This window comes from Spiroplasma endosymbiont of Sarcophaga variegata, from assembly GCF_965178695.1.
In the GTDB taxonomy this organism is placed as follows: domain Bacteria; phylum Bacillota_I; class Bacilli_A; order Mycoplasmatales; family Mycoplasmataceae; genus Spiroplasma; species Spiroplasma poulsonii.
The window spans coordinates 987,972-1,010,675 of the sequence record NZ_CBCXVU010000002.1; the positions used below are offsets into that span (position 1 = coordinate 987,972).

The window sequence follows — 22,704 nt, forward strand, 5'->3', positions numbered from 1 at the left end:
TTTAATGAAAGAATACGATGTAATTGTTATTGGGGCTGGATATGCTGGTGTTGAAGCAAGTTTAGTTGCTGCTAGAATGCAGAAAAAAACATTGTTAATTACTTTACATAAAGATAAAATTGCCTTAATGCCATGTAATCCCTCAATTGGTGGCCCAGCAAAAGGCATTGTTGTTCGTGAAATTGATGCTATTGGTGGTGAAATGGCCAAAGCTGCTGATGCGACTGCTTTACAAATGAAATTATTAAATTCTTCTCGTGGTCCAGCAGTATGAGCATTACGAGCACAATCAGATAAAATTAAATATGCAAAATATATGCAAACTGTTATTGAAAACCAAGTTAATTTGGAATTATATGAAGGAGCAGTGCAAAGTTTGTTGGTTGATGATAATAATGTTTGTTATGGTGTTGTTTTAAAAGATCAAACCCAATTTTTTGCGAAAAAAGTTATTTTAACAACAGGAACATATATGCAATCATTAGTTTTACAAGGAAAAGAAAAAAAGGCACAAGGACCTGATGGAGATATTACAACAGCGGGGTTATCAACACAATTAAAACACTTAGGGTTTGAATTATTTCGGCTAAAAACAGGAACACCCGCTCGTGTTCTTAATACTTCAATTGATTATACGAAAGCACAACCAGAACCAGGAACTGATATGAAGTTAGCTTTTTCTTATGCTACCAAAAAATTTACCCCGTTACAAGAACAAGAATTATGTTGATTAATTCATTCGACCCCAACCACGCACACTATTGTGCAAGATCATTTGCCTTTATCAGCAATGTATTCTGGAAATGCGAAAGGAACTGGCCCACGTTATTGTCCTAGTTTTGAAGATAAGATTGTTCGGTTTGCTGATAAACCTCGTCACCAAATCTTTTTAGAACCAGAGTCAAAGAGTTTAAATACAATTTATGTGCAAGGATTTTCAACATCAATGCCAATTGATGTTCAAGATAAGATGCTCCGTTCATTACCTGGTTTTGAAAATGTTGAAGTTTTAAAATGAGCATATGCAATTGAATATGATGCAATTGTTCCAACCCAATTGGCCCACACGTTAGAAACAAAACGAATTAAGAATTTATATACTGCTGGACAAATTAACGGAACAAGTGGTTATGAGGAAGCTGCTTGCCAAGGTTTAATGGCGGGAATTAATGCGGTATTGAGTATTAATAATCAAGAACCATTTATTTTACGTCGTGATCAAGCCTATATTGGTGTTTTAATTGATGATTTAATTACAAAAGGAACCGAAGAACCTTATCGGTTACTAACTTCTCGCGCAGAATATCGCTTATTATTACGAAACGATAATGCTGAAGAACGGTTAAAAAAATATGCTCATCAGTTTGGTTTAATTGATGAACAAAGTTGAAATGAATATCAAACAAATGTAAAAAACTATAATGAGGTAATCCAATTATTAAAAGATACTTATTTTACTGTAAAATCACCAATTATTCAAAAGTTAGCAACGTTAGGAATTGCCAATATTACGGAACGAATCTCGGGATATAATTTGTTAAAACGACCAAATATTGAGTTAAAATATTTAGAAGAGGAGTTACTACCTTTACAAAACTTAAAATCATTTTTAAAACAAAATCTATTAATTAACATTCGCTTTGAAGGATATATTAAAAAAGAACAAGAAATTGCTTTAAAAACAATTAAATTAGAAAATAAATTGATTCCCGCTAGTTTAAATTATGATTTAGTAGATAATTTGGCACTTGAAGCACGAGAAAAATTTAAAAAGATTCGTCCTATTTCAATTGGCCAAGCAAACCGGATTTCGGGGATTAATCCAGCTGATATTCAAATGCTTTTGTTTCATTTGAAGAAAATGGAATTTGAATCAAATAGATAAGAGGGTGAAGTATGAGATTATATAATACTTTGACTCGTGATTTTACAGATTATGGTCAAACAAAAAAAGTTAATATTTATGCATGTGGACCAACAGTTTACAATTATATCCATATTGGTAATGCGCGCGCTATTATTAGTGTTGATTTATTAGTTAGTTTTCTACAATTTCAAGGGATTGAAGTTAACTATGTGCAAAATTATACGGATATTGATGATAAAATCATTAATAAAGTTGTTATGGAAAATAAAACGGAACAAGAAATTGCTGAATTTTATATTCAAGCGTTTGAAGAAGATGTTACTAATTTAAATGTTAAAACGCCAACAGCGCGGGTACGGGTTACTGATCATATTAATGATATTGTTATTTTTATTAAAGCATTAGTTCAAATTGGAGCCGCATATGAAGTTAATGGTAATGTTTATTTTAATATTAAAGAATATCAAGAAGTTTATGGTTGTTTAGCTAATAAAAAGTTAGCAGAATTAGAAGTTAATGCACGGATTGAACATAATGCAAATAAACATAGTCAATATGATTTTGCTTTGTGGAAAAATACTTCGACAGGGCTTTCGTTTCCATTTTATGATATTAATGGTCAAAAATATCGGGGTCGTCCAGGATGACATACAGAATGTGCGGTTTTAATTGATAAATTTTTTAACCATCAAACAATTGATATTCATGCTGGGGGGATTGATTTGGTTTTTCCGCATCATGAAAATGAAAGAATTCAATTTTTTGCTAAAAATAAAGGAAAAGAAATTAGTAAAATTTGAATGCATAATGGGCATTTAAATGTTGCAGATGAAAAAATGAGTAAATCATTAGATAATACTATTTTAGTTCGTGATTTTATTAAATCATATGGTGCTAATGCGTTGCGCTACTTGTTATATGCAACTAATTATACGCAACCTTTAAATGTCACCGATACTATTATTGGTGTTGTTCAAAATGAAATTGACAAGATTTTAAAGGTTTTGAAAGCAATTAATTTATTTTTAGCAGAATATGATTTAAGTTATAATTTAGCAAAGCACGGTGAATATGTTAAAAAGGTTCTTGCTGAATTAGCTAATAATTTAAATAGCCCTAATGTTTTGACAATTATTAGTCAGATGATAAAAATGATCAATACACAATTACGTAATAAAATGTTAGATTTGCAATTAGCTAGTGATTTTTATAATATTATTTTTAATATTATGAATTTTAATTTTAAATTACCGGTTATTAGTGGTGAAATTCGGGAATATTTATTGGAATGAATTAAATCTAAAGATAGCAAAGATTTTGTTAAAGCTGATGAGCTTCGTAAAGTTTTATTAGAAAAAGATATTTTTTAAACTGATGAAGACAAAAGAAATTAATATTGTTGGTGCTGGTTTAGCTGGTTCAGAAATTGCATATCAATTAGCAAAACGAGGATTAAAAGTTAACTTATATGAAGGAAAGAGCAAGCAAAAGAATTCGGTACAAAAATTAGAAACTTTTGCCGAATTAGTTTGTTCTAATTCTTTTCGTAGTGTGTCAAAAGAAAATGCGATTGGCATTTTAAAAGAAGAATTAAAATTATTGGATTCATTAATTTTAAAAACAGCTTATGAAATACAAGTACCAGGAGATGACGCTCTTAGTGTTGATCGTGAATTGTTTTCTACAAAAATTACAACAACATTATTGAATCATCCTAATATTTCTATTATTTACGATGAATTTGTGACAATTGACCCACAACAAGTTACCATTATTGCAGCAGGACCATTAATTAGTCCAAATTTTGAGACAGAATTAAAAAAGTTAATTGGAAACAAAGCGTTATATTATTATGGTGGTTCAGCACCAATTATCACAAAATCGGGAATTGATTTTACGAAAGCATATTATGGGGCACGCCATTCCGAACAGAAAGATTATATTATTTGTCCATTAACAGAGCAAGAATTTGACCAATTAGTGACAGAACTAGTTAATGCAAAGCGAGTTATTATCCCTGCTTTTGAAAAATATTTTAGAGGTTGTCAACCAATTGAAGTTATGGCGCAAACATCACGAAAAATTTTGTTAAATGGTCCAATGAGTAGTAATAATCTTTTAAATCAATATGGTGAACAACCATTTGCTGTTGTCCAATTACGCCAAGATAATGTGATTGATAGTTTATATAATTTGGTTGGTTGACAAACAAATTTAACCTGACCAGAACAAAAACGAATTATTAAACAATTTATTCATGGTTTAGCGGATGTTGATATTGTTCGTTATGGTGTTTTACATAAAAATAATTACATTAATGCACCAAAGATTTTAAATCAATATTTGCAATTTAAACAAAATAGTAACATCTTTTTTGCGGGTCAAATTATTGGTGTTGAAGGTTATTTAGAATCCGCGGCATCAGGGTTATTGTGTGCTTTAAATGTTTATCAATATATGATGGAATTGCCGTTAATTAAATTACCTTCAGAAACCGTTTTGGGTTCATTAATTAATTATGTTACTAATCCAAAACAGAAGGATTTAAAACCAATGAAAGCAAATATTGGGATTCCCAGTCTTGGAACCTAAATTTCCAAGTAAAGCAGCAAAAAACTTGGCAATTTATCAGCGAGCAATCGAAAAATTAAAAGAAACTATTAAAAAGTATAAAATTGAACTATAATATTTGTAAAATAATTTATTAATATTGGTTATGCATAATAAAATAGGAAAAGGAAGATAATATGCAAGAATATATATACATTTATGGAATTAATCCCGTTGTTGAATCCTTATTAAACCCAACAATGAAAGTTAATAAATTATATTTATTAGATCAAAGTAAAAATAATGATTATTATTTAAAATTAACCCAAGATCGCCATTTAAAGGTTGCTTTTTGTTCTTCTGATAAAATGACCACATTAGTAAAAACAAATAAACATCAAAATTTAGTGTTAGAAATTTTAAAACCGCAAAATTATTCGCTTGAAACACTAACCCAAGAAGCTTTGCAAAAGAAGCATCCATTTTTATTGGTTCTTGACCAAATTTCTGACCCGCATAATTTTGGTGCCATTCTTCGAACTTGCGATATGTTTAATGTTGATGGGGTAATTATTTTAGATAAACGGCAAGTTGATATTAATGCCACGGTTGCAAAAACTTCGGCCGGAGCTTTTAATTATGTTCATGTTTCGCGGGTAAATAATTTAACAAATGCGGTTGAATATTTAAAAAAACAAGGTTTTTGAATTTATGCAACAAGTTTAACAACAGATGCACAAAAGGTGCACGAATTAAAATATGATACCCCTGTTTGTTTAATTGTTGGAAACGAAGGGACAGGGATTAGTCCCAAACTACTAAAACATTCTGATTTTAACCTTTATATTCCAACAACAGGTCATTTAGATTCTTTAAATGTATCAGTTGCGAGTGCAATTTTAATTTATCAAATTAAAATGCTACAGCAATAAAACAAATAGTAATTAGAAAGGAATTGATGCTTATTAATGAATATGAACTACTTTATTTATTTCAAGAGGGTCATAACAATAAAGCGGTAATTAATTTATATAAATTATATGCCCCCCTTTCTAGAAGAGGTAAAACGACGAACGTTTTATAAGTATTTTGCTTTGCCAATTGAATTATCCGATTTAGAGAGCTTGAAGTATTTTTCTGTCCTAGAAAGTGCGAAAATGTATAATCCTCAGTCACGGAAAAAACTAAAAGATTTTATTTTTCAACGTTATACATGAGATATTCATAAGCAAATTCGCCAATGTTTAAATATGCGAAATCGCGTTTTTAATTATTATGTTAAACTAGCAAATGATAATGTTACAAGCAATGAAGAATATTTTTCAACAAAAATTGCGCGTTTTGATGAACAAAAACAAGTTATTAAATTATTTTATCAACGGTTATCACCATTAGAAAAAGAAGTTTTTCGATTATGGTATGCGGGGGAAAATATTTATAATATTCATCAACTTTTAGCCCTAGATTATTGGCAAGTTGATAATGCAATGCAACGAATTATGCAAAAAACAAAGGATTTTTATAAAAATAATTAAATTAAGTATACCAATATTTTTATTAATATACTATAATTAAATATGGTGAATATTATGCGCGAAAAAATCATATTAGTATGCTCGGAATGTTTAAATCGAAATTATTCAACATTTAAGAATAAGATGACACAAAAAGAGCGGTTAGAAATAAATAAATTTTGTAAAACATGTAACAAGCATACGAAACATAAAGAAACAAGGTAGGTGTTCGCAATGACTAAAAAAGCGAAAGATGATAACGCAAAAAAAGAAATTAAACCAGTTTTAACAAAAGAAAAAAAAAAATCGTTAAAGCTGCAAAAGAAAAATGAGAAAGCAGCGCTAATTTTTCAAAAAAAAGCAAGTAAAACAGCACCAATTCAAATTGGAACAAAAAAAGAAATTACTGCACCAGAAATTGACGAAAATGGTGAGCCAATTAAAAAAGGTCTTTTTAAACGTAAACATTCCGATAAAAGTAAAAGAACAAATTGAAAATTAGCATTTCGTGAATTTCCTGTTAAAATGGCCAAAGAAGTAACAAGAATTCGTTGGACAAGTAAAGGTAGTTTAGGACGCAAATTTTTAATAACAATTTTATTTATTATTGCTTTTGCAATATTTTATTTAGTATTGGATTTAGTTTTACACCACTTACTAACCGTCGCGCGCATTATATAATAGTACGATAAGAAAAAATTAAAGGAGCAAAATAATGACAGAACAGAACACAATGACAGAACTAGAGGCAAATAATGATAACCTGGATAACAGTGAAGATTTCGATGATGTTACGAAGTATCCTGGAAAATGATATGTAATTAATTGTTATTCTGGTCACGAAGATCGTGTCCGTGATGATTTAATTCAACGGGTAGAATCATTAAATATGAAAGATGTTGTTTTTGATATTAGAGTTGTAAAAGAAACAGTACCACCCAAAAACGGGAAGACAATAGAAAAAAACGTTTATCCAGGATATATTTTTATTAATATGATTATGAATGATGAAGCCTGATATATTGTTCGAAATACAACTGGTGTTACCGGGTTTATTGGTTCATCAGGACGCGGGACAAAACCGTTTCCATTAACTGACCAAGAAGCAAAAACAATGCTTTCAAAATTACTAGCAGCTAAAAAAACAGCAGCACAACAAGGGAAAAAAGTTAAAAAAGTGTTTGTTGCAAACTTTGAAGTTAACAATTATGTTCGTATTCTATCTGGAACTTTTGTTGATATGGAAGGACAAGTTACAAAAATTGATACTTCAAAAGGAATTGCAACAGTAAATTTAGAGATGTTTGGTCGTTTAACTCCCACCGAAGTTGATTTTGACCAATGTGAAAAGATTGGTTAAGAAGACATAACAAATTAGTAATAATTTTTGTTATGTTTTTTTCGCAAAAATGTTAAATTTAACACGATTAGTAGATTCTGCTTTTTTTTCGCAAAATGCTATTATTGTTGCAAAACAATTATTAGGAAAGTATTTAATTCGTATTATTGATGGGAAAAAAATTATTTGTAAAATTATTGAGACAGAAGCATATGATGGACCAAACGATGATGCTAATCATGGTTTTAACAATAAACGAAGTTTACGTAATGAAACATTATTTTGACAAGGCGGTTATGCCCATATTTTTATGATTTATGGGATGTATTTTTGTCTTAATATTGTTACTGATCAAGTTGATTATCCGAGTGCTGTTTTGTTACGAGCTGGTGAAATTATTCTTGATGAAACAATTCCTAATTTTATTAGTAAACCTAATTTAGCAAATGGTCCAGGAAAACTGTCACGTTATTTAAAAATTAATAAAACTGATGATGGGCTTGACCTTATCAAAAGTTCAACACTATATTTAGGGCAAGAAACAACGCCAAGTGTTTTTGACATTACAACAACGCCACGGGTTAATATTGATTATGCAACTAATTTTAAGTTAAAACCATATCGTTTTTATATTACCAATCATAAGGCAGTTTCAAAAAAGTAAGAGGTTAAAAATGTACAAAACAAAAAACACAGAAATTTGAAAAATTCATCCTGATTTTCCTTATCTTGAGATTAGTAATATGGGTCGTATTCGTAACAATATGACAAAGAAAGTTAAGGAACTAAAAAAACCAAAAAATACAAATTATTTTTTAGTTCGTCGTCGTGAAGAAGGAAAAACAAAAACAAAACCGCTGCATAAATTAGTTGTTGAATTATTTATTGGCCAAGTACAACCAAATATGACGATTGATCATATTAATGGTAATCCCCGCGATAATCGTGCTGAAAATCTTGAAATTGTGTCAAAACGTGAAAACACAATGCGGCAAATTCGAATGTGATCACATCCACACAGTTTTTATAATCGTAATTTAATTGAATCTCATAGCGAAAAGCGTTGAATGTATCGCGATCAATTATACAATTGGATTGAGTTGTTAAAATTACTACACGCTCAAGGAATTATTTATTATCAAGTTAAATGAAGGGGCAGTAGCAGCGGGCGGATTGGTCAATTGCCAAACGGTGAAACCATTATGCGGGTAAAAAACATTGATTTTGACGATGATGATTTTTAAAAAAACTATTATTTATTAAGATAATAGTTTTTTTAAAAGGTAATGTGGGGGTTAAGGCCAACACTACATGTTAGGTCAAGATAACCATGGTAATTTAATTTAATAGCATCAGTTAAAGTTGCAGAAACACAAACATCTAAGGCAACACCAACCAGGACAAGGTCTGTCACATTTTGTTCTTGTAAGAATTTATGTAAACCGTTCGAAATTTGATCATCATTGAAAAAGGCACTATAACTGTCAATGTCTTGTGCTGTTCCTTTTAAAATAATTTTATTAAAATAACTTTCTGGTAATTGATAAAGTTTGCTTCCTCAATTATTGGCAAGACAATGTGGTGGTCACTTTTTAAATGAACAGTGATCTTTGGGATGAAAATCTTTTGTGGCAACAACTAAATCTTTATTATTTTGAAACGTTTTAATTAACTTTACAATTTGATGATGAAGTTTTTCTGCTCCAGAAACATATAATGCTCCTTTTGGATTAACAAAGTCATTTTGATAATCAACAACAATTAACGCTTTTTTCGTCATTTTTAACTCTCCTTTTGAATAATTTTTATTATCTATTTATATATTAACAAATATCTTGTTATAATGTTAACGCAATTAAAAGTTATGAGGGGTTATGATGATCAAACTAATTAATGATTATTTTTCTGAGCTTGTTATTAACAAACAGCAAGAAGAACAATTAGAACAATATTATCAATATTTGGTTGAGCAAAACAAAGTAATGAATTTAACAACCCTTGTTAGTCGTGAGGATGTTTATATTAAACATTTTCTAGATTCAGCATTAGTGTTAAAAAATTATACGTTTGGTGATAAAGTAAAAGTTGTTGATGTTGGGAGTGGCGTTGGATTTCCGGGGATTATTCTGAAAATATTTTGTCCAACAATTAAATTAACGATTATTGAAGCATTAGAAAAACGTTGTTTGTTTTTGCAACGGTTAATTACCAAGTTACAGTTAAAGGATGTTGAAATTGTTCATGCTCGTGCAGAAAATTACAGTTGACAACATTCTGAACAGTTTGATTATGTTGTCTCACGAGCTGTTGCTAATTTAGGAATGTTGTTAGAATTAGTTGTGCGAATGGTTAAAGTTCAGGGGAAAATTATTTGTTATAAAGGACCTAATATTGTTAACGAATTAGCAACAGCACAAGCAACATTAAAGGCCTTAAATTTAAAGTTAGAACAGACACAATATGAAAATATTCTTCCATTAGGAGAACGTAATATTTGTTATTTTATTAAAACCGCACCAACAGTAAAACCATATCCACGCAGTTTTAATCAAATAAAAAAATTCCCAATTGGGTAAAGTGTTATATAATAGTAGTATATAAAATTATTAGTTACAGAGCAAAGAGAGGAAAATTATGGGGAAAATTATTGCAATCACAAACCAAAAAGGTGGGGTTGGAAAAACAACAACTTCAATTAATTTAGCGGCGGGCTTAGCGCGAACTGGGAAAAAAGTTTTATTAGTTGATATTGATCCCCAGGGAAATGCGACAACAGGAACGGGGGTTAATAAAGATGAAATTCATGATGGGATGAGTATGTATGATGTTTTAGTTGGCCAAGTGCCGTTAAAAAATATTATTATCCCAGGCGTTATCAATAATGTTGATTTAGCACCAGCAACAATTTCGTTAGCGGGAGCAGATATTTATTTAATGGAAAGATTAGATGATAATCAAAGTCTGTTACTTGACCGGATTAAACCGATTCGTGATAAATATGATTTTATTTTAATTGATTGTCCACCGTCATTAGGATTAATTAATCGAAACGCGTTAGCTTGTGCTGATTCAGTTTTAATTCCAATTCAAGCGGAATATTATGCATTAGAAGGTTTGGCCCAATTGTTAACTTCAATTCGCTTTGTACAAAAAATGTTTAATAAAAATTTAACCATTGAAGGGATTGTTCTGACAATGTTTGATTCACGAACAAAACTATCATTTGAAGTAATGGCAGAAGTTAAAAAATATTTTAATGAAAAAGTATATCGAACGCATATTCCCCGTAATATTAAAATTAGTGAATCACCCTCACATGGATTAAGTATTTTTGATTATGATAAAGGTGGCGCCGGGGCAATTGCGTATGAAGAATTAACGAGAGAGGTGTTGGCAAATAATGGCAAACAATAAGAGTCGATTAAGTTCAAAGGGATTGGATAAAATTTTTGGTGAAGGAATTAACGATGTAATTAAAGAAATTGAAAGTAGCGATGAATTAAAAGCAACAGCAAATGAAATTATGCTAACAGAAATTTTTCCAAACCCACATCAGCCACGAAAAACTTTTAATGACGAAGAGTTGGCAGAATTAGCACAATCAATTAAAGCATATGGTTTAATTCAACCAATAATTGTTAAAAAAACAAGTAGTGGTTATTATTTAGTGGCGGGAGAACGTCGTAGTCGCGCTGCTAAATTAGCAGGGTTAACAAAAATTCCAGCAATCATTGTTGATTTTAATGATCAACAAATGAAAGAAGTGGCATTGGTTGAAAACATCCAACGGGTTGATTTAAATACGATTGAAGAAGCAAATGCATATAAGGAATTAATTGCGTTACTAGACTTAACCCAAGATGAATTAGCAAAACGAATTGGAAAATCACGGAGTCATATTACAAATACCTTACGTTTATTAACTTTACCAGCTGATGTTCAGAAATTATTATTAGAAAATAAAGTTACGATGGGACAAGTGAAACCGTTAATTAGTCTTCACATTGATAAGAGTGAATTTAAAAAGGTTGTTGATAAAATTGTCAGTCTTAATTTAAATGCGCGCCAAGTTGAAGAATTAGTTAAAACTTATGGGACAAAACCAAGTAAAGTTCAAGAAACTAATAAAAAAGATTCGGGGAAACGAACTGTTAATGAATTTTTAGAAAATAAAATTATGCGAAAATTAGGAACAAAGGTCGTTATTGATGCTGATAATGTTGTTATTAGTTACCATGGATTAAAAGATTTAAACCGAATTTTAGAATTATTAGGTTTAACAGATGATTAGTTGATAGTAAGGAATAAAAAAGATGGCATTAAAAATGGGGATTGTTGGTTTACCAAATGTTGGTAAATCAACTTTATTTAACGCAATTACAAATTCACAAGTTGAAGCAGCAAACTATCCGTTTGCAACAATTAATCCTAATGTTGGAACAGTTGAAGTTCCTGATGAACGCATGGATACTTTAATTAATCTTTGTGAACCAAATAAAGCAATTCTTAGTACATTTGAATTTTATGATATTGCCGGATTAATTGCTGGCGCTAGTAAAGGAGAAGGCTTAGGCAATGCTTTTTTACAAAATATTCGCGAAACGGATGCAATTTGTATGGTTGTTCGTTGTTTTGATAATAAAGATATTACACATGTTGAAGGAACAGTTGACCCAATTCGTGATATTGAAATTATTAATTTGGAACTAATTATTTCTGATCAAGAACAAATTCAGAAACGAATTGATAAAGTGGCGAAAAAAGCGCAAACCCTAAAACAAAAAGATGATGTGCTTGAATATGAGTTGTTATTAAAGTTAGCAGCAACATTAGAACAAAACAAGTTATTAAAAGATCTTGTGTTATCAGAAGATGAATTAAGAGCTGTAAAAAGTTTTAATTTATTAACAATTAAACCATTTATTTATGTTGCTAATGTCGCTGAAGATGATTTGAGTCAACGAGATAATGTTTATGTTGAAAACGTAAAGGCATATGGCAAACAAAATGGGATTGAAGTTGTTGTTATTTGTGCCAAAATTGAAGAAGAATTATCGGTGTTAGATGTAACTGATCGTGCTTTGTTAATGGAAGATTATGGTATTAAAGAAACAGGGTTAAATCAATTAATTAAAAAATCATATGCCTTATTAGGATTACAAACATTTTTTACGGCGGGAAAACAAGAAGTTCGTGCCTGAACTTTTAAGAAGGGTTCAACAGCACCAATGTGTGCGGGTCTTATTCACTCTAATTTTGAACGTGGTTTTATTCGTGCCGAAATATATTCATATGCTGATTTAATCAAATACGGTAGTGAAAAAGCGGTAAAAGAAAATGGTCGTCTACGGAGTGAAGGAAAAAGTTATATCATGCAAGATGGTGATATTTGCTTTTTCAAATTTAATGTTTAAGGAGAATAATAATGCGGATTGGTAATAGTTATGATTTACATAATTTAAAAGCAGGAACAGGATTACTTTTGGGAGGAATTTTTATTCCCTGTCAACATCAAGTTGAAGCTGTTTCGGATGGTGATATCTTGTTACACACAATTAGTGAAGCAATTATTGGAGCCTTAGGACTTGGCGATTTAGGTGATTGGTTTGATGAAACAAACAAAAATATTAATTCACAAGTAATTTTAAAGCAAGCACTAACTTTAATGGCTAAGCAAAATTATCAAATTGTTAATATTGATACAACGATTATTGTTGATGCGCCAAAATTAAAAGAATATAAAACAGCAATTAAGATGAATTTAAAACAATTATTACAATTAGAAGATGAAAATATTAATATTAAAGCAACAACAGCAGAAAAAAACTTTACTAACATTATTCAAAGTTATACAACATTGCTGCTAGTTAAAAAAGACAATTGTTAGAAGTTAGAATGAGGAACTAAAATGAGTCAAAAGATTAGATTACGTTATGCACCAAGTCCAACGGGATTTTTACATATTGGGAATACAAGAACAGCTTTATTTAATTATTTATTTGCGAAACATTATCAAGGTATTTTTGTTTTACGGATTGAAGACACTGATACAGAACGTAATGTTGATGGAGCAATTGCATCACAATTAGATAATTTACGCTGATTAGGAATTGAACCAGATGAAACAATTGATCGACCAGGAGCTTATGGGCCATATCGCCAGTTAGAACGGTTAGATTTGTATCAAAAATATGCTCAAGAGTTATTAGATATGAAAAAAGCATATTATTGTTTCTGCACCCCAACTGAATTAGAACAAGATCGTGAAGCGCAATTAGCGGCAGGACGCCTTGCTCCACGTTATAATCGAAAATGCTGAAAATTATCAGCAACTGAAGTTGCAACAAAATTAGCAAATAATACGCCATATAATTTGCGCTTTTTTGTTCCCGATAACACAAATTATGATTTTGATGATTTAGTTCGTGGTTCGGTTCATTTTGAATCAAAAGACCTTGGGGATTGAGTTATTTTAAAATCAAACGGGATTCCAACTTATAATTTTGCAGTAGTAATTGATGATATGTTAATGGCAATTAGTCATGTTGTTCGCGGTGAAGAACATATTTCTAATACCCCTAAACAATTAATGATTTACCAAGCTTTTAATGTAACACCACCAATTTTTGCGCATTTAACTTTAATTGTTAATGAACAACATAAAAAACTATCAAAACGTGATAGTCATTTAGTGCAGTTTATTAGTCAGTATCGTACCTTAGGTTATTTACCAACGGCAATTTTTAATTTTATTAGTTTATTAGGATGATCACCATTGGGAACAGCAGAAATTTTTTCTCATGATGAATTAATTAAGTTATTTGATGAAAAACGATTTAGTAAATCGCCAAGTATGTTTGATGTTAAAAAATTAACTTGAATGAATAATTATTATCTTAAACAACTTAGCGATGAAGATTATCTTGCTTTTGTTCGACCTTTTTTAGCGCAAGCATTTGATTTAACAAAAAAAACCCCAGAATGAGTAAATATGTTATTATTAATTTATAAAAAAGAACTTCAATATGGTGCGGAAATTGTTACATTAGCAAAACCTTTCTTTGAACCAGTTGCGCAGTTAGCACTAGCAACAAGGGGAATGTTAACAGAATTAAGTGGTTATGAGACAATGATTGCAACTTTTAAAACACAGTTACATGAGTTATCAGATTGAACAGAAACAAATATTAAAGACCTAATTACAAAGATGGGTGATCAGTATAAAATGAAAGGAAAGAATCTATTTATGCCAATTCGAATTTTTACTTCTCATCAAGAACACGGACCAGAACTAGCAAAGGTTATTTATTTATTAGGAAAGGAACAAGTAATTAGTAATATTACAAAATTACAATAAAGATGATGAAATTACCCTTAACAATCCGGGATAGTGTTCATGGTGATATTGAAATTATTGAAGAAATTGCTGTCAAATTAATTAATACTCCAGAATTTCAGCGGTTACGTCGCATTAGTCAGTTAGCAGGGGGACAATATGTTTTTCCAAGTGCGTCGCATACGCGTTTTTCACATTGTATTGGTGTTTATCATTTGGTTAGTAAAATGTTAGAAACACCAAGTTTTCAAGAAATGTATAGTAAACATGAACAATTATTGGTTAAATTAGCAGGATTATTGCATGATATTGGGCATGGTCCTTTTTCGCATACTTTTGAAATGATTAATAAAATTACGAATAGTAATATTAACCACGAAAGTTATTCAACATTATTAATCAAAAGTCCAACATCAAATATTAATAAGATTTTAATTGAAGAATTTAGTTCAGATGAAATTAATGAATTATGTATGATTATTGAAGGAAAACATCGGGATAGTGTTTTATCATCATTAGTTTCATCGCAATTAGACGCTGATCGGATGGATTACTTATTGCGTGATGGCCAAACAAGTGGTGTTGGTTATAGTCATGTTGATACGCAATGAATTATTCGGCACTTGTTTATTAAAGATAAAAAAATCATTTTTCCGTTAAAAGTTCAGTATGCAATTGAATCCTTTCTAATTGGTCGTTATCATATGTATAAACAAATTTATTTACACCCATTAAGCATTGGTTTTGATTTAACTTTTAAAATGATGTTTAAGCGTTTATGTGATTTGTACCATGAAAAATATCCTTTTAAAAATAAAGATATTGTAACATTATTAAGGCCATTATTTGATGGTAAAATGATGAAAGCAGAAGAGTATTGTTTATTAGATGATTACACTTTATTTACTTATTTAAAAATGTTAGAGCAGGAAAATGATGAAATTTTAGTTACTTTAATTAAAATGTTAACAAATCGTCAGTTTTTACGAAAAGTAAATAATGATAAAAGAAATTTAGAAGAAATTAATAAAAACCATTATAATTATTTTATGGTTGAATATAACCTAAAACCAGTTAAATTATATGATAGTGATACAAAACCAATTTATATTGATACTCCTGATGGTATAAAATGCATTATGGAAGTGTCAGAAGTCTTGGCATTTAAAAATAATAACAAAGAAACTGCAACAACAATTTGGTTTTCAATTGGTGAAAGATATGAAAGTAGTTAGTAAGAAAGGTTTAAATTAATGAACGATAGTGTAGAATTATTAGAGTTAGTGTATTCATGTTTAAAGAAAAAAGGTGGAAGTGATACTTTTGAAAATATTTGAAATGAGATTGCTTCACAAAGTGCTGTAATAGTACACGGAACAAGTAAGGAAGACGTTATTGCGGAATTATATACTGATTTAGTTTTAGATAATCGTTTTGTCTTAACAAGTGAAGGTATGTGAGGGTTGCGTGAATTTTTAAAATATGATGATATTAAAAAACAATATGATTATACTGATCAATTTGAAACAACAGAAGAATTTGAAGATATTGATTTAGATGAAGAGGAAGAAGATGAAGAAGAGGAATCATTGATTGACACTCTTGATTTTGATGATACTTTAGATGAAGATGATAATGAAGAGGATGATTTTGTCAAAATTGAAGTTGAGGATGATGAGTTGACGAATGATTATTCTGTTGATGATGACGATGAGACAGTAGCAGCTAAATTGGGCATTACAGAAGAAATTGACTGAAAAGCTCTTGAAAATGAAATGGAAGAAAATAATTAATACCAAGATTGAAGAGTGTTAGAACTGACAACCCTGTTAATTTCTAAACTCTTTTTATTTGGGGATGAAAGGATGAAAATACGATGGCAAAATATATTTTTGTAACGGGAGGAGTTGTAAGCGGTCTGGGGAAAGGAATTACTGCTTCTTCAATCGGTGTCTTATTAAAAGCAAGTGGATTAAATGTTTTTATGCAAAAATTTGATCCATATTTAAATGTTGACCCAGGAACAATGAGCCCCTATCAACATGGGGAAGTTTTTGTTACAGCTGATGGTGCAGAAACTGATTTAGATTTAGGACACTATGAACGTTTTATTGATGAAAACTTAACAAAAGAATCAAATATTACTTCAGGACAAATTTATAAAAATGTAATTGAAAAGGAACGTCGTGGTGAATATGATGGCGGAACAGTCCAAGTGGTGCCATATGTTACTAATGAAATTAAAAAGAAGGTATATCATGCCGCAGAAACATCAAAAGCTGATATTATTATTACTGAAATTGGTGGTACTGTTGGTGATATTGAATCATTACCTTTTATTGAAGCAATTCGCCAAGTCCGAATGGAACAAGGTCGTGAAAATGTGATATATATGCACGTTTCATTAGTTCCGTATATTGCTGCTTCAAAGGAATCAAAAACAAAACCAACGCAACATTCAGTGCGAGAATTATTATCATTAGGAATTCAACCCGACATTGTTGTTGCTCGCGCAGAACAATTATTAGATGATAGTTTAATTGAAAAGATTGCTTTATTTTGTAATATTGAAAAAAGTAATGTTCTTGTTGCAACTGATGCTGCGAGTATTTATGAAGTACCAATGAAAATGTATCAGCAGAATGCGCAGCAAGTGATTAGTAATTTGTTAAATTTAAACATTACAAAAACAGATATTACGGAATGAAAGCGATTTGTTGAAAAAATTGAATATTCACAAACAACAATTGAAATTAAGTTGGTCGGAAAATATATTGAGTTACCAGATGCTTATCTATCTGTTAGTGAATCATTACGGATTGCTGGTTATGAAAATAGTGTTCAAATTAAAATTGATTGAATTAAAGCTGAAGATGTTACTGTCGATAATTATCAACAGTTATTTCAAAATGCAAAGGGAATTTTAGTTCCTGGTGGTTTTGGTAAACGAGGTTTTGAGGGGAAAATTTTGGCTTGTCAGTTTGCCCGTGAAAATAAGATTCCGTTATTAGGAATTTGTTTTGGAATGCAAGCAGCAGTGATTGAATTTGCTCGTAATGTTTGTCATATTGAGGATGCAAATTCTTCTGAACTAGTTAAAACAAATAATGCTGTTATTGATCTGATTCGTGGCAAAGATAAAACAGAAGATATTGGTGGAACGTTACGATTAGGAAATTATAAAACAACTTTAGTTCCAAATACATTAGCTCATCAATTATATGGTAAAGATGAAGTATTAGAACGTCATCGTCATCGTTATGAGGTTAATAATGATTATCGTCAACAATTAGAACAAGCAGGATTAGTTTTTAGTGGCCTTTATGAGACAAAAAACTTGGTTGAAATTATTGAATTACGTGATCATCCGTTTTATATTGCTGCGCAATATCATCCTGAGTTTACTTCACGGCCAAACAAACCAAACCCATTATTTAATGGTTTTATCCAAGCGGTAATTAAGACTAAATAAAGAGAAAAAATGTAAAATCATTGAAAATTATATTAAGATTAAAATATAGAAAGGTTGGGAATAAGTTATGAGTGGTACAAATTATCGAACATTAGCGGTTGTTGGTAGTCAATGAGGGGATGAAGGAAAAGGTAAAATTACCGATTATTTTGCCCAAAAAGCTGATGTTATTGTGCGCTGAGCGGGTGGCGATAATGCTGGGCACACAATTGTGATTAAGGGAACAAAATATAAGTTAAGTATTGTTCCTTCGGGTGTTTTTAATAAAAATTCAATTAATGTAATTGGGAATGGTTGTGTTGTTAACTTACGAAAATTAGTTAGTGAAATTAATTATTTACAAGAAAATGGGTTTGATTGTAGCAATCTACGGATTAGTGATCGAGCACATTTAATTTTTCCATATCATATGAAAATTGATGAATTGCAAGAAGAATATCGCCAAAAAGATTCAATTGGAACAACAAAAAAAGGAATTGGACCTTGTTATCAGGATAAGGCCGAACGAATTGGGATTCGTTTAGGTGATTTGTTTGATGAAGCTGGATTTTTACAAAAATTAGAAAATAATTTGAAATTTAAAAATGAAATTTTAACAAAGATTTTTAATAGTGAAGGATTTGAACCAAAATTAATTTGAAAAGAATATTTAGATTTATTCCAACAAATTAAAACAATGGTAACTGATATTTCAATTTTAGTTGATAATGCGATTCATGCCCATAAGAAAGTCTTATTTGAAGGAGCCCAAGGAGTAATGCTGGATTTAGACCACGGAACCTATCCTTTTGTGACATCTTCTAATCCAACAGCTGCATCAATTCCGGTTGGGGTTGGAATTGCCCCGCGTTATATTAATAATGTTATTGGAATTGTCAAAGCTTATAATACGCGAGTTGGAACTGGTCCGTTTCCATCAGAAATTTTCGGCGAAACAGAACAATATATTCGCGAAGTAGGACGCGAGTATGGCACTGTTTCTGGTCGCGCGCGGCGAATCGGGTGGTTCGATGGTGTTTTAATGAAACATTCATTACGAATTAGTGGTTATACTAGTATGGCAATAATGTTGTTAGATGTTTTATCATCAATTAAGGAATTGAAAATTTGTGTTGGATATGAATATGAGGGTCAACAAATTGATTATGTTCCAAGTACAATTAAAGAATATGAAGCATGTAAACCAATCTTAATTACAATGCCAGGGTGAGAAGAGGATATTAGTAAAGTGACGTCATTTGAAGAACTACCACATAATGCTCAACAATATTTAATGAAATTAGAGGAAATTGTTGGAGTACCAATTAGTTTATTTTCGGTTGGTCCTGATCGTGAACAAACCATTTTAATGAATGAGGGAATTTTCTAATGATTAATCGTTATGCTGTTTCAGAGTTGGAAGCAATTTGAAGTGATGAAAATAAATATAATACTTGAGCAAAAGTAGAGCTATTAGTTTGTGAAGGTTGAGCTAAAATTGGCTTAATTCCTCCTGGCGATATTAAAAAAATTAAAGAACATTTAACAGTAAATTTATCACGAATGTTAGAATTAGAAGTTGAAACAAAACATGATGTTGTTGCTTTTACCCGCATGTTGTCTGAAACATTAGGACCAGAAAAGAAATGAATTCATTATGGTTTAACATCAACTGATGTTGTTGACACTAGTCAAAATTATTTAATTAAAGTTTCAAATGAAGTTGTTAAAAAATCCTTGCACCAGTTGCAAACAGTTTTAAAATCGTTAGCCCTCTTATATAAAAAGCAACTAATTATGGGGCGTACCCATGGGATGTTTGCTGAACCAACTTCATTAGGATTAAAATTTTTACTTTGGTATGCAGAATTAGAACGAAACATCATTCGTTTTAATTCAGCAGCACAAGGGATTGAAGTTGTAAAAATTTCTGGTTCAGTCGGTAATTTTGCTCATGTTGAAATGTCGGTCGAAGAATATGTTGCACAACAATTAGGATTACAAATTGATCCAATTACAACTCAAGTTACTTCCCGTGATTATCATGTTGCGTTGTTCACTAGTTTTGGGCAAATTGCTAGTTTATTAGAAAAAATGGCTTTAGAGTTTCGCCACTTTCAACGTTCAGAAGTTAGCGAAATTGCCGAAGGCTTTAGTAAAACCCAAAAAGGGTCATCTTCAATGCCCCATAAAAAAAATCCAATTAGTGCGGAAAATATTTCAGGATTAGCTCGTTTAATTCGTAGCAATATGAATGTTGCTTTTGAAAACAATTTATTATGACATGAACGTGATATTTCACACAGTAGTAATGAACGAATTATTATTCCTGACACATATCAGTTAGTTGTTTATTTGTTAAAACGAATGATTATTGTTCTTGAAGATTTAGTTGTTAATCCAATTAAGATTAATGAACATTTACAACAAGCGAATAATCTTTATTTTAGCCAAGTTGTTTTAACAAAAATTTTGAAAAAAACTAATTATTCGCGGGAAGAAGTTTATGATTTTATTCAAAAATGCACCTTACTTACACAACAACAACAACAACAAATTGATTTTAAAAAAGTCTTGATTAAAAATGATGTTGCAAAATATTTAACATTATCAGAACTAGACCAGTTATTTGATATTAATTATTTTTTACGTAATGTTGATAAAATTTATCAACGGGTGTTTAAATAAAGAGGAGCGAAATTATGAAGTTAATTGTGGGTTTGGGTAATCCGGGTTGTGAATATAGTTATACAAGACATAATATCGGATTTTTAGCAATTGATAAACTAGTTGTTAAGTTTAATTTAACAAAACCTCGTAATGTTTTTAATGCTTTTGTTTGAGAAACAGCAATTAACAATGAAAAAGTTCTTTTTTGTCAACCGCAAACTTTTATGAATTTAAGTGGTGATGCCGTTTTATTAATTAAACAATTTTATAAATTAACGTTAGAAGATATCATTGTTATTTATGATGATAAAGATCTTGCCTTTAATGTTATAAAATTAAAAAAGAATGGTTCAAGTGCGGGGCATAATGGTATTAAAGATTTAATTCACAAGTTAGGTAGTGAAATTTTTTTGCGTATTAAGTTAGGAATTGGTAAGCATGATCAAATCCCGCTTCGCAACTGGGTTTTAGGAAAATTTAGCGCTGATCAGTTAGCAATTATTAATAATGACCTTCTAGAAAGAGTTTCTCAAATTATTTCCCAATATTTGGTTCAAGGTGATAGTTTTGATAAACTAATGAGTCTTTATAATGGCAAATAAAATTAAACAATATAGTTTTAAAAGTAATCAGCCCAAAGTTTATTTAATTGCAACACCAATTGGGAACTTACAAGAAATGACACCACGAGCGATTGATGTTATTAAAAATAATGTTCAAAAAATTTATTGTGAGGATACTCGTAATACTTTAAAATTGTTAAATTATTTTAATCTAAAGAAAAAATTAGTTTCATTAAATAAAGAAAATGAAATTGAACGGTTTACAGAAATGATTAATGATTTAACAGCTAATTTATCGATTGCTATTATTAGTGATGCTGGTTATCCGTTAATTAGTGATCCGGGTTATTATGCTGTTCATAAAATTTTAGCGGAGTATCCTTATGATGTTGTGCCAATTAGTGGAGCAAATGCTGCTTTAAATGCGATTGTTAGCTCAGGTCTTAATCCAAAACACTTTTTATTTTTTGGTTTTTTAGATAAAACTAAAACAAAGAAAACTAATGAATTAGCACAAATTGCACAGCTACCATACCCAGTTATTTTTTATGAAGCACCACACCGTCTGTTAGAAACATTAAAACTAATTTTTACGGTGCTGGGTGATCGTCAAATTGCAGTGGGGAAGGAACTTACAAAAATTCATGAACAATGATATCGTGGTTCTTGCCAAGAAGTTTTAACATTTTTAGCAGAAGAAGAAAATGTTGCTTTTGGTGAATATGTAATTGTTGTTGATGGATTTACTTGTGAACCAAAAAGCATCGTTGCTGATGAAGTTTTAATTAATGAAATTGATCAATTAATTAAAAATAAAAATTATCGAGTTAGACAAGCAATTGATTTTGTTGCTAGCAAATATCAAATTAGTAAAAATATCTTGTATAATAAATATCATCATCACAAGGAGTAATATGTCAAAACAAATACAGATTAAAAATTTAATTTATTGTAGTCTTCTTTTTAGTTTGGAAATTATTATTTTAGCGTTAACTTATTTTTATAGTTTATTTCATTATCAATTAAATTGGTTAAGTTACTCATAATATTTTATTAGTTGATGGAGTGTTCAAACGGATTTATTAATTTTGTTATTTGCGTTAGGTGGTTTAATTTATTTTAGCAAGCAAAAATATTGTCATTTTGTGACAAACCATCTTTTTGTGTTATATATTGTTTTTGCAGCGTTGTTAACTTTTTTGTTTTTTACAATCGGTAGTGTGATTGGTGCAATTACAAGACAAACTTTTACCGCAAGTTGGAATAATATTACAATTTATTGGATTAGTACTGTTGTTCAACATTGACTTTGTCCAATTATTTTTATTATTTATTTTTGTTTTAGGTTTGAAAAAAAATAATTAATCATCGTGATTTTTATGCACGAAAGTTATACAAGTTTTATCTTCATCCC

The 22,704-nt window shown here is 30.3% G+C and carries 24 protein-coding genes; 23 read left to right on the forward strand and 1 reads right to left on the reverse strand.

The window, feature by feature from the left end:
• Position 1: 1 nt before the first annotated feature.
• From mnmG to ACOBME_RS06950, 10 genes are all read left to right on the forward strand, one after another.
• A complete protein-coding gene (mnmG, locus tag ACOBME_RS06905) occupies positions 2-1,885 on the forward strand; it encodes a tRNA uridine-5-carboxymethylaminomethyl(34) synthesis enzyme MnmG (protein WP_419335381.1) in 1,884 nt (627 codons plus the stop codon).
• A gap of 11 nt (positions 1,886-1,896) precedes the next feature.
• Positions 1,897-3,237, forward strand: coding sequence for a cysteine--tRNA ligase (gene cysS, locus ACOBME_RS06910; RefSeq protein ID WP_338965192.1), 1,341 nt, complete (start codon positions 1,897-1,899; stop codon positions 3,235-3,237).
• 4 nt (positions 3,238-3,241) lie between these two features.
• Positions 3,242-4,459, forward strand: coding sequence for a methylenetetrahydrofolate--tRNA-(uracil(54)-C(5))-methyltransferase (FADH(2)-oxidizing) TrmFO (gene trmFO, locus ACOBME_RS06915; protein WP_338965194.1), 1,218 nt, complete (start codon positions 3,242-3,244; stop codon positions 4,457-4,459).
• A 155-nt stretch (positions 4,460-4,614) separates the two neighbouring features.
• Positions 4,615-5,349, forward strand: coding sequence for a 23S rRNA (guanosine(2251)-2'-O)-methyltransferase RlmB (gene rlmB, locus ACOBME_RS06920; RefSeq protein ID WP_419334770.1), 735 nt, complete (start codon positions 4,615-4,617; stop codon positions 5,347-5,349).
• A 225-nt stretch (positions 5,350-5,574) separates the two neighbouring features.
• Positions 5,575-5,952, forward strand: a complete 378-nt coding sequence (locus ACOBME_RS06925; RefSeq protein ID WP_419334771.1) for a hypothetical protein — start codon at positions 5,575-5,577, stop codon at positions 5,950-5,952.
• 54 nt (positions 5,953-6,006) lie between these two features.
• On the forward strand, positions 6,007-6,156 hold the full coding sequence (rpmG, locus tag ACOBME_RS06930; protein ID WP_071890193.1) for a 50S ribosomal protein L33: 150 nt from the start codon (positions 6,007-6,009) through the stop codon (positions 6,154-6,156).
• A gap of 9 nt (positions 6,157-6,165) precedes the next feature.
• Positions 6,166-6,612 (forward strand): preprotein translocase subunit SecE, encoded by a 447-nt coding sequence (secE, locus tag ACOBME_RS06935; protein WP_338965202.1) that lies wholly within the window; start codon positions 6,166-6,168, stop codon positions 6,610-6,612.
• Positions 6,613-6,646: 34 nt separating this feature from the next.
• Positions 6,647-7,291: a transcription termination/antitermination protein NusG gene (gene nusG / locus ACOBME_RS06940; protein WP_338965205.1), complete on the forward strand. Its 645-nt coding sequence runs from the start codon at positions 6,647-6,649 to the stop codon at positions 7,289-7,291.
• A 49-nt stretch (positions 7,292-7,340) separates the two neighbouring features.
• Positions 7,341-7,934: a DNA-3-methyladenine glycosylase gene (locus tag ACOBME_RS06945; RefSeq protein WP_338965207.1), complete on the forward strand. Its 594-nt coding sequence runs from the start codon at positions 7,341-7,343 to the stop codon at positions 7,932-7,934.
• A gap of 10 nt (positions 7,935-7,944) precedes the next feature.
• The gene (locus ACOBME_RS06950) at positions 7,945-8,514 is read left to right on the forward strand and encodes an HNH endonuclease signature motif containing protein (RefSeq protein WP_338965210.1); all 570 of its coding nucleotides are present in this window, start codon (positions 7,945-7,947) and stop codon (positions 8,512-8,514) included.
• 32 nt (positions 8,515-8,546) lie between these two features.
• On the opposite strand, the gene ACOBME_RS06955 is transcribed toward ACOBME_RS06950, so the two are convergent.
• On the reverse strand, positions 8,547-9,050 hold the full coding sequence (locus tag ACOBME_RS06955) for an isochorismatase family protein (RefSeq protein ID WP_338965212.1): 504 nt from the start codon (positions 9,048-9,050) through the stop codon (positions 8,547-8,549).
• Between the two features lie 94 nt (positions 9,051-9,144).
• Between ACOBME_RS06955 and rsmG the strand changes: the two genes are divergently transcribed.
• The 13 genes from rsmG (at position 9,145) to rsmI (ending at position 22,203) form a co-directional block, all read left to right on the forward strand.
• Entirely contained in the window at positions 9,145-9,846 is a 702-nt protein-coding gene (gene rsmG / locus ACOBME_RS06960) for a 16S rRNA (guanine(527)-N(7))-methyltransferase RsmG (RefSeq protein ID WP_338965215.1), read from the forward strand.
• Positions 9,847-9,904: 58 nt separating this feature from the next.
• Positions 9,905-10,684 (forward strand): ParA family protein, encoded by a 780-nt coding sequence (locus ACOBME_RS06965; RefSeq protein ID WP_338965217.1) that lies wholly within the window; start codon positions 9,905-9,907, stop codon positions 10,682-10,684.
• Positions 10,671-11,561, forward strand: a complete 891-nt coding sequence (locus ACOBME_RS06970; RefSeq protein WP_338965220.1) for a ParB/RepB/Spo0J family partition protein — start codon at positions 10,671-10,673, stop codon at positions 11,559-11,561. Before ACOBME_RS06965 ends, ACOBME_RS06970 begins: the two co-directional genes overlap by 14 nt.
• Before the next feature lie 22 nt (positions 11,562-11,583).
• Entirely contained in the window at positions 11,584-12,684 is a 1,101-nt protein-coding gene (gene ychF / locus ACOBME_RS06975; RefSeq protein ID WP_338965223.1) for a redox-regulated ATPase YchF, read from the forward strand.
• Positions 12,685-12,695: 11 nt separating this feature from the next.
• A complete protein-coding gene (ispF, locus tag ACOBME_RS06980; RefSeq protein WP_338965225.1) occupies positions 12,696-13,157 on the forward strand; it encodes a 2-C-methyl-D-erythritol 2,4-cyclodiphosphate synthase in 462 nt (153 codons plus the stop codon).
• Positions 13,158-13,178: 21 nt separating this feature from the next.
• Complete coding sequence (gene gltX, locus ACOBME_RS06985) at positions 13,179-14,627, forward strand: glutamate--tRNA ligase (protein WP_338965227.1); 1,449 nt, start codon at positions 13,179-13,181, stop codon at positions 14,625-14,627.
• Between the two features lie 2 nt (positions 14,628-14,629).
• Positions 14,630-15,841: an HD domain-containing protein gene (locus tag ACOBME_RS06990; protein ID WP_338965229.1), complete on the forward strand. Its 1,212-nt coding sequence runs from the start codon at positions 14,630-14,632 to the stop codon at positions 15,839-15,841.
• A gap of 48 nt (positions 15,842-15,889) precedes the next feature.
• Entirely contained in the window at positions 15,890-16,399 is a 510-nt protein-coding gene (gene rpoE / locus ACOBME_RS06995; RefSeq protein WP_338965232.1) for a DNA-directed RNA polymerase subunit delta, read from the forward strand.
• An 83-nt stretch (positions 16,400-16,482) separates the two neighbouring features.
• Positions 16,483-18,078, forward strand: a complete 1,596-nt coding sequence (locus tag ACOBME_RS07000) for a CTP synthase (protein WP_338965234.1) — start codon at positions 16,483-16,485, stop codon at positions 18,076-18,078.
• 67 nt (positions 18,079-18,145) lie between these two features.
• Complete coding sequence (locus ACOBME_RS07005) at positions 18,146-19,447, forward strand: adenylosuccinate synthase (RefSeq protein WP_338965237.1); 1,302 nt, start codon at positions 18,146-18,148, stop codon at positions 19,445-19,447.
• Positions 19,447-20,745 carry an adenylosuccinate lyase gene (gene purB / locus ACOBME_RS07010; RefSeq protein WP_419334778.1) on the forward strand — a complete coding sequence of 433 codons (1,299 nt, stop codon included), beginning with the start codon at positions 19,447-19,449 and terminating at the stop codon, positions 20,743-20,745. Before ACOBME_RS07005 ends, purB begins: the two co-directional genes overlap by 1 nt.
• 14 nt (positions 20,746-20,759) lie before the next feature.
• Positions 20,760-21,329 carry an aminoacyl-tRNA hydrolase gene (pth, locus tag ACOBME_RS07015; protein WP_338965241.1) on the forward strand — a complete coding sequence of 190 codons (570 nt, stop codon included), beginning with the start codon at positions 20,760-20,762 and terminating at the stop codon, positions 21,327-21,329.
• Positions 21,319-22,203 (forward strand): 16S rRNA (cytidine(1402)-2'-O)-methyltransferase, encoded by an 885-nt coding sequence (gene rsmI / locus ACOBME_RS07020; protein ID WP_338965242.1) that lies wholly within the window; start codon positions 21,319-21,321, stop codon positions 22,201-22,203. Before pth ends, rsmI begins: the two co-directional genes overlap by 11 nt.
• Positions 22,204-22,704: the final 501 nt, after the last annotated feature.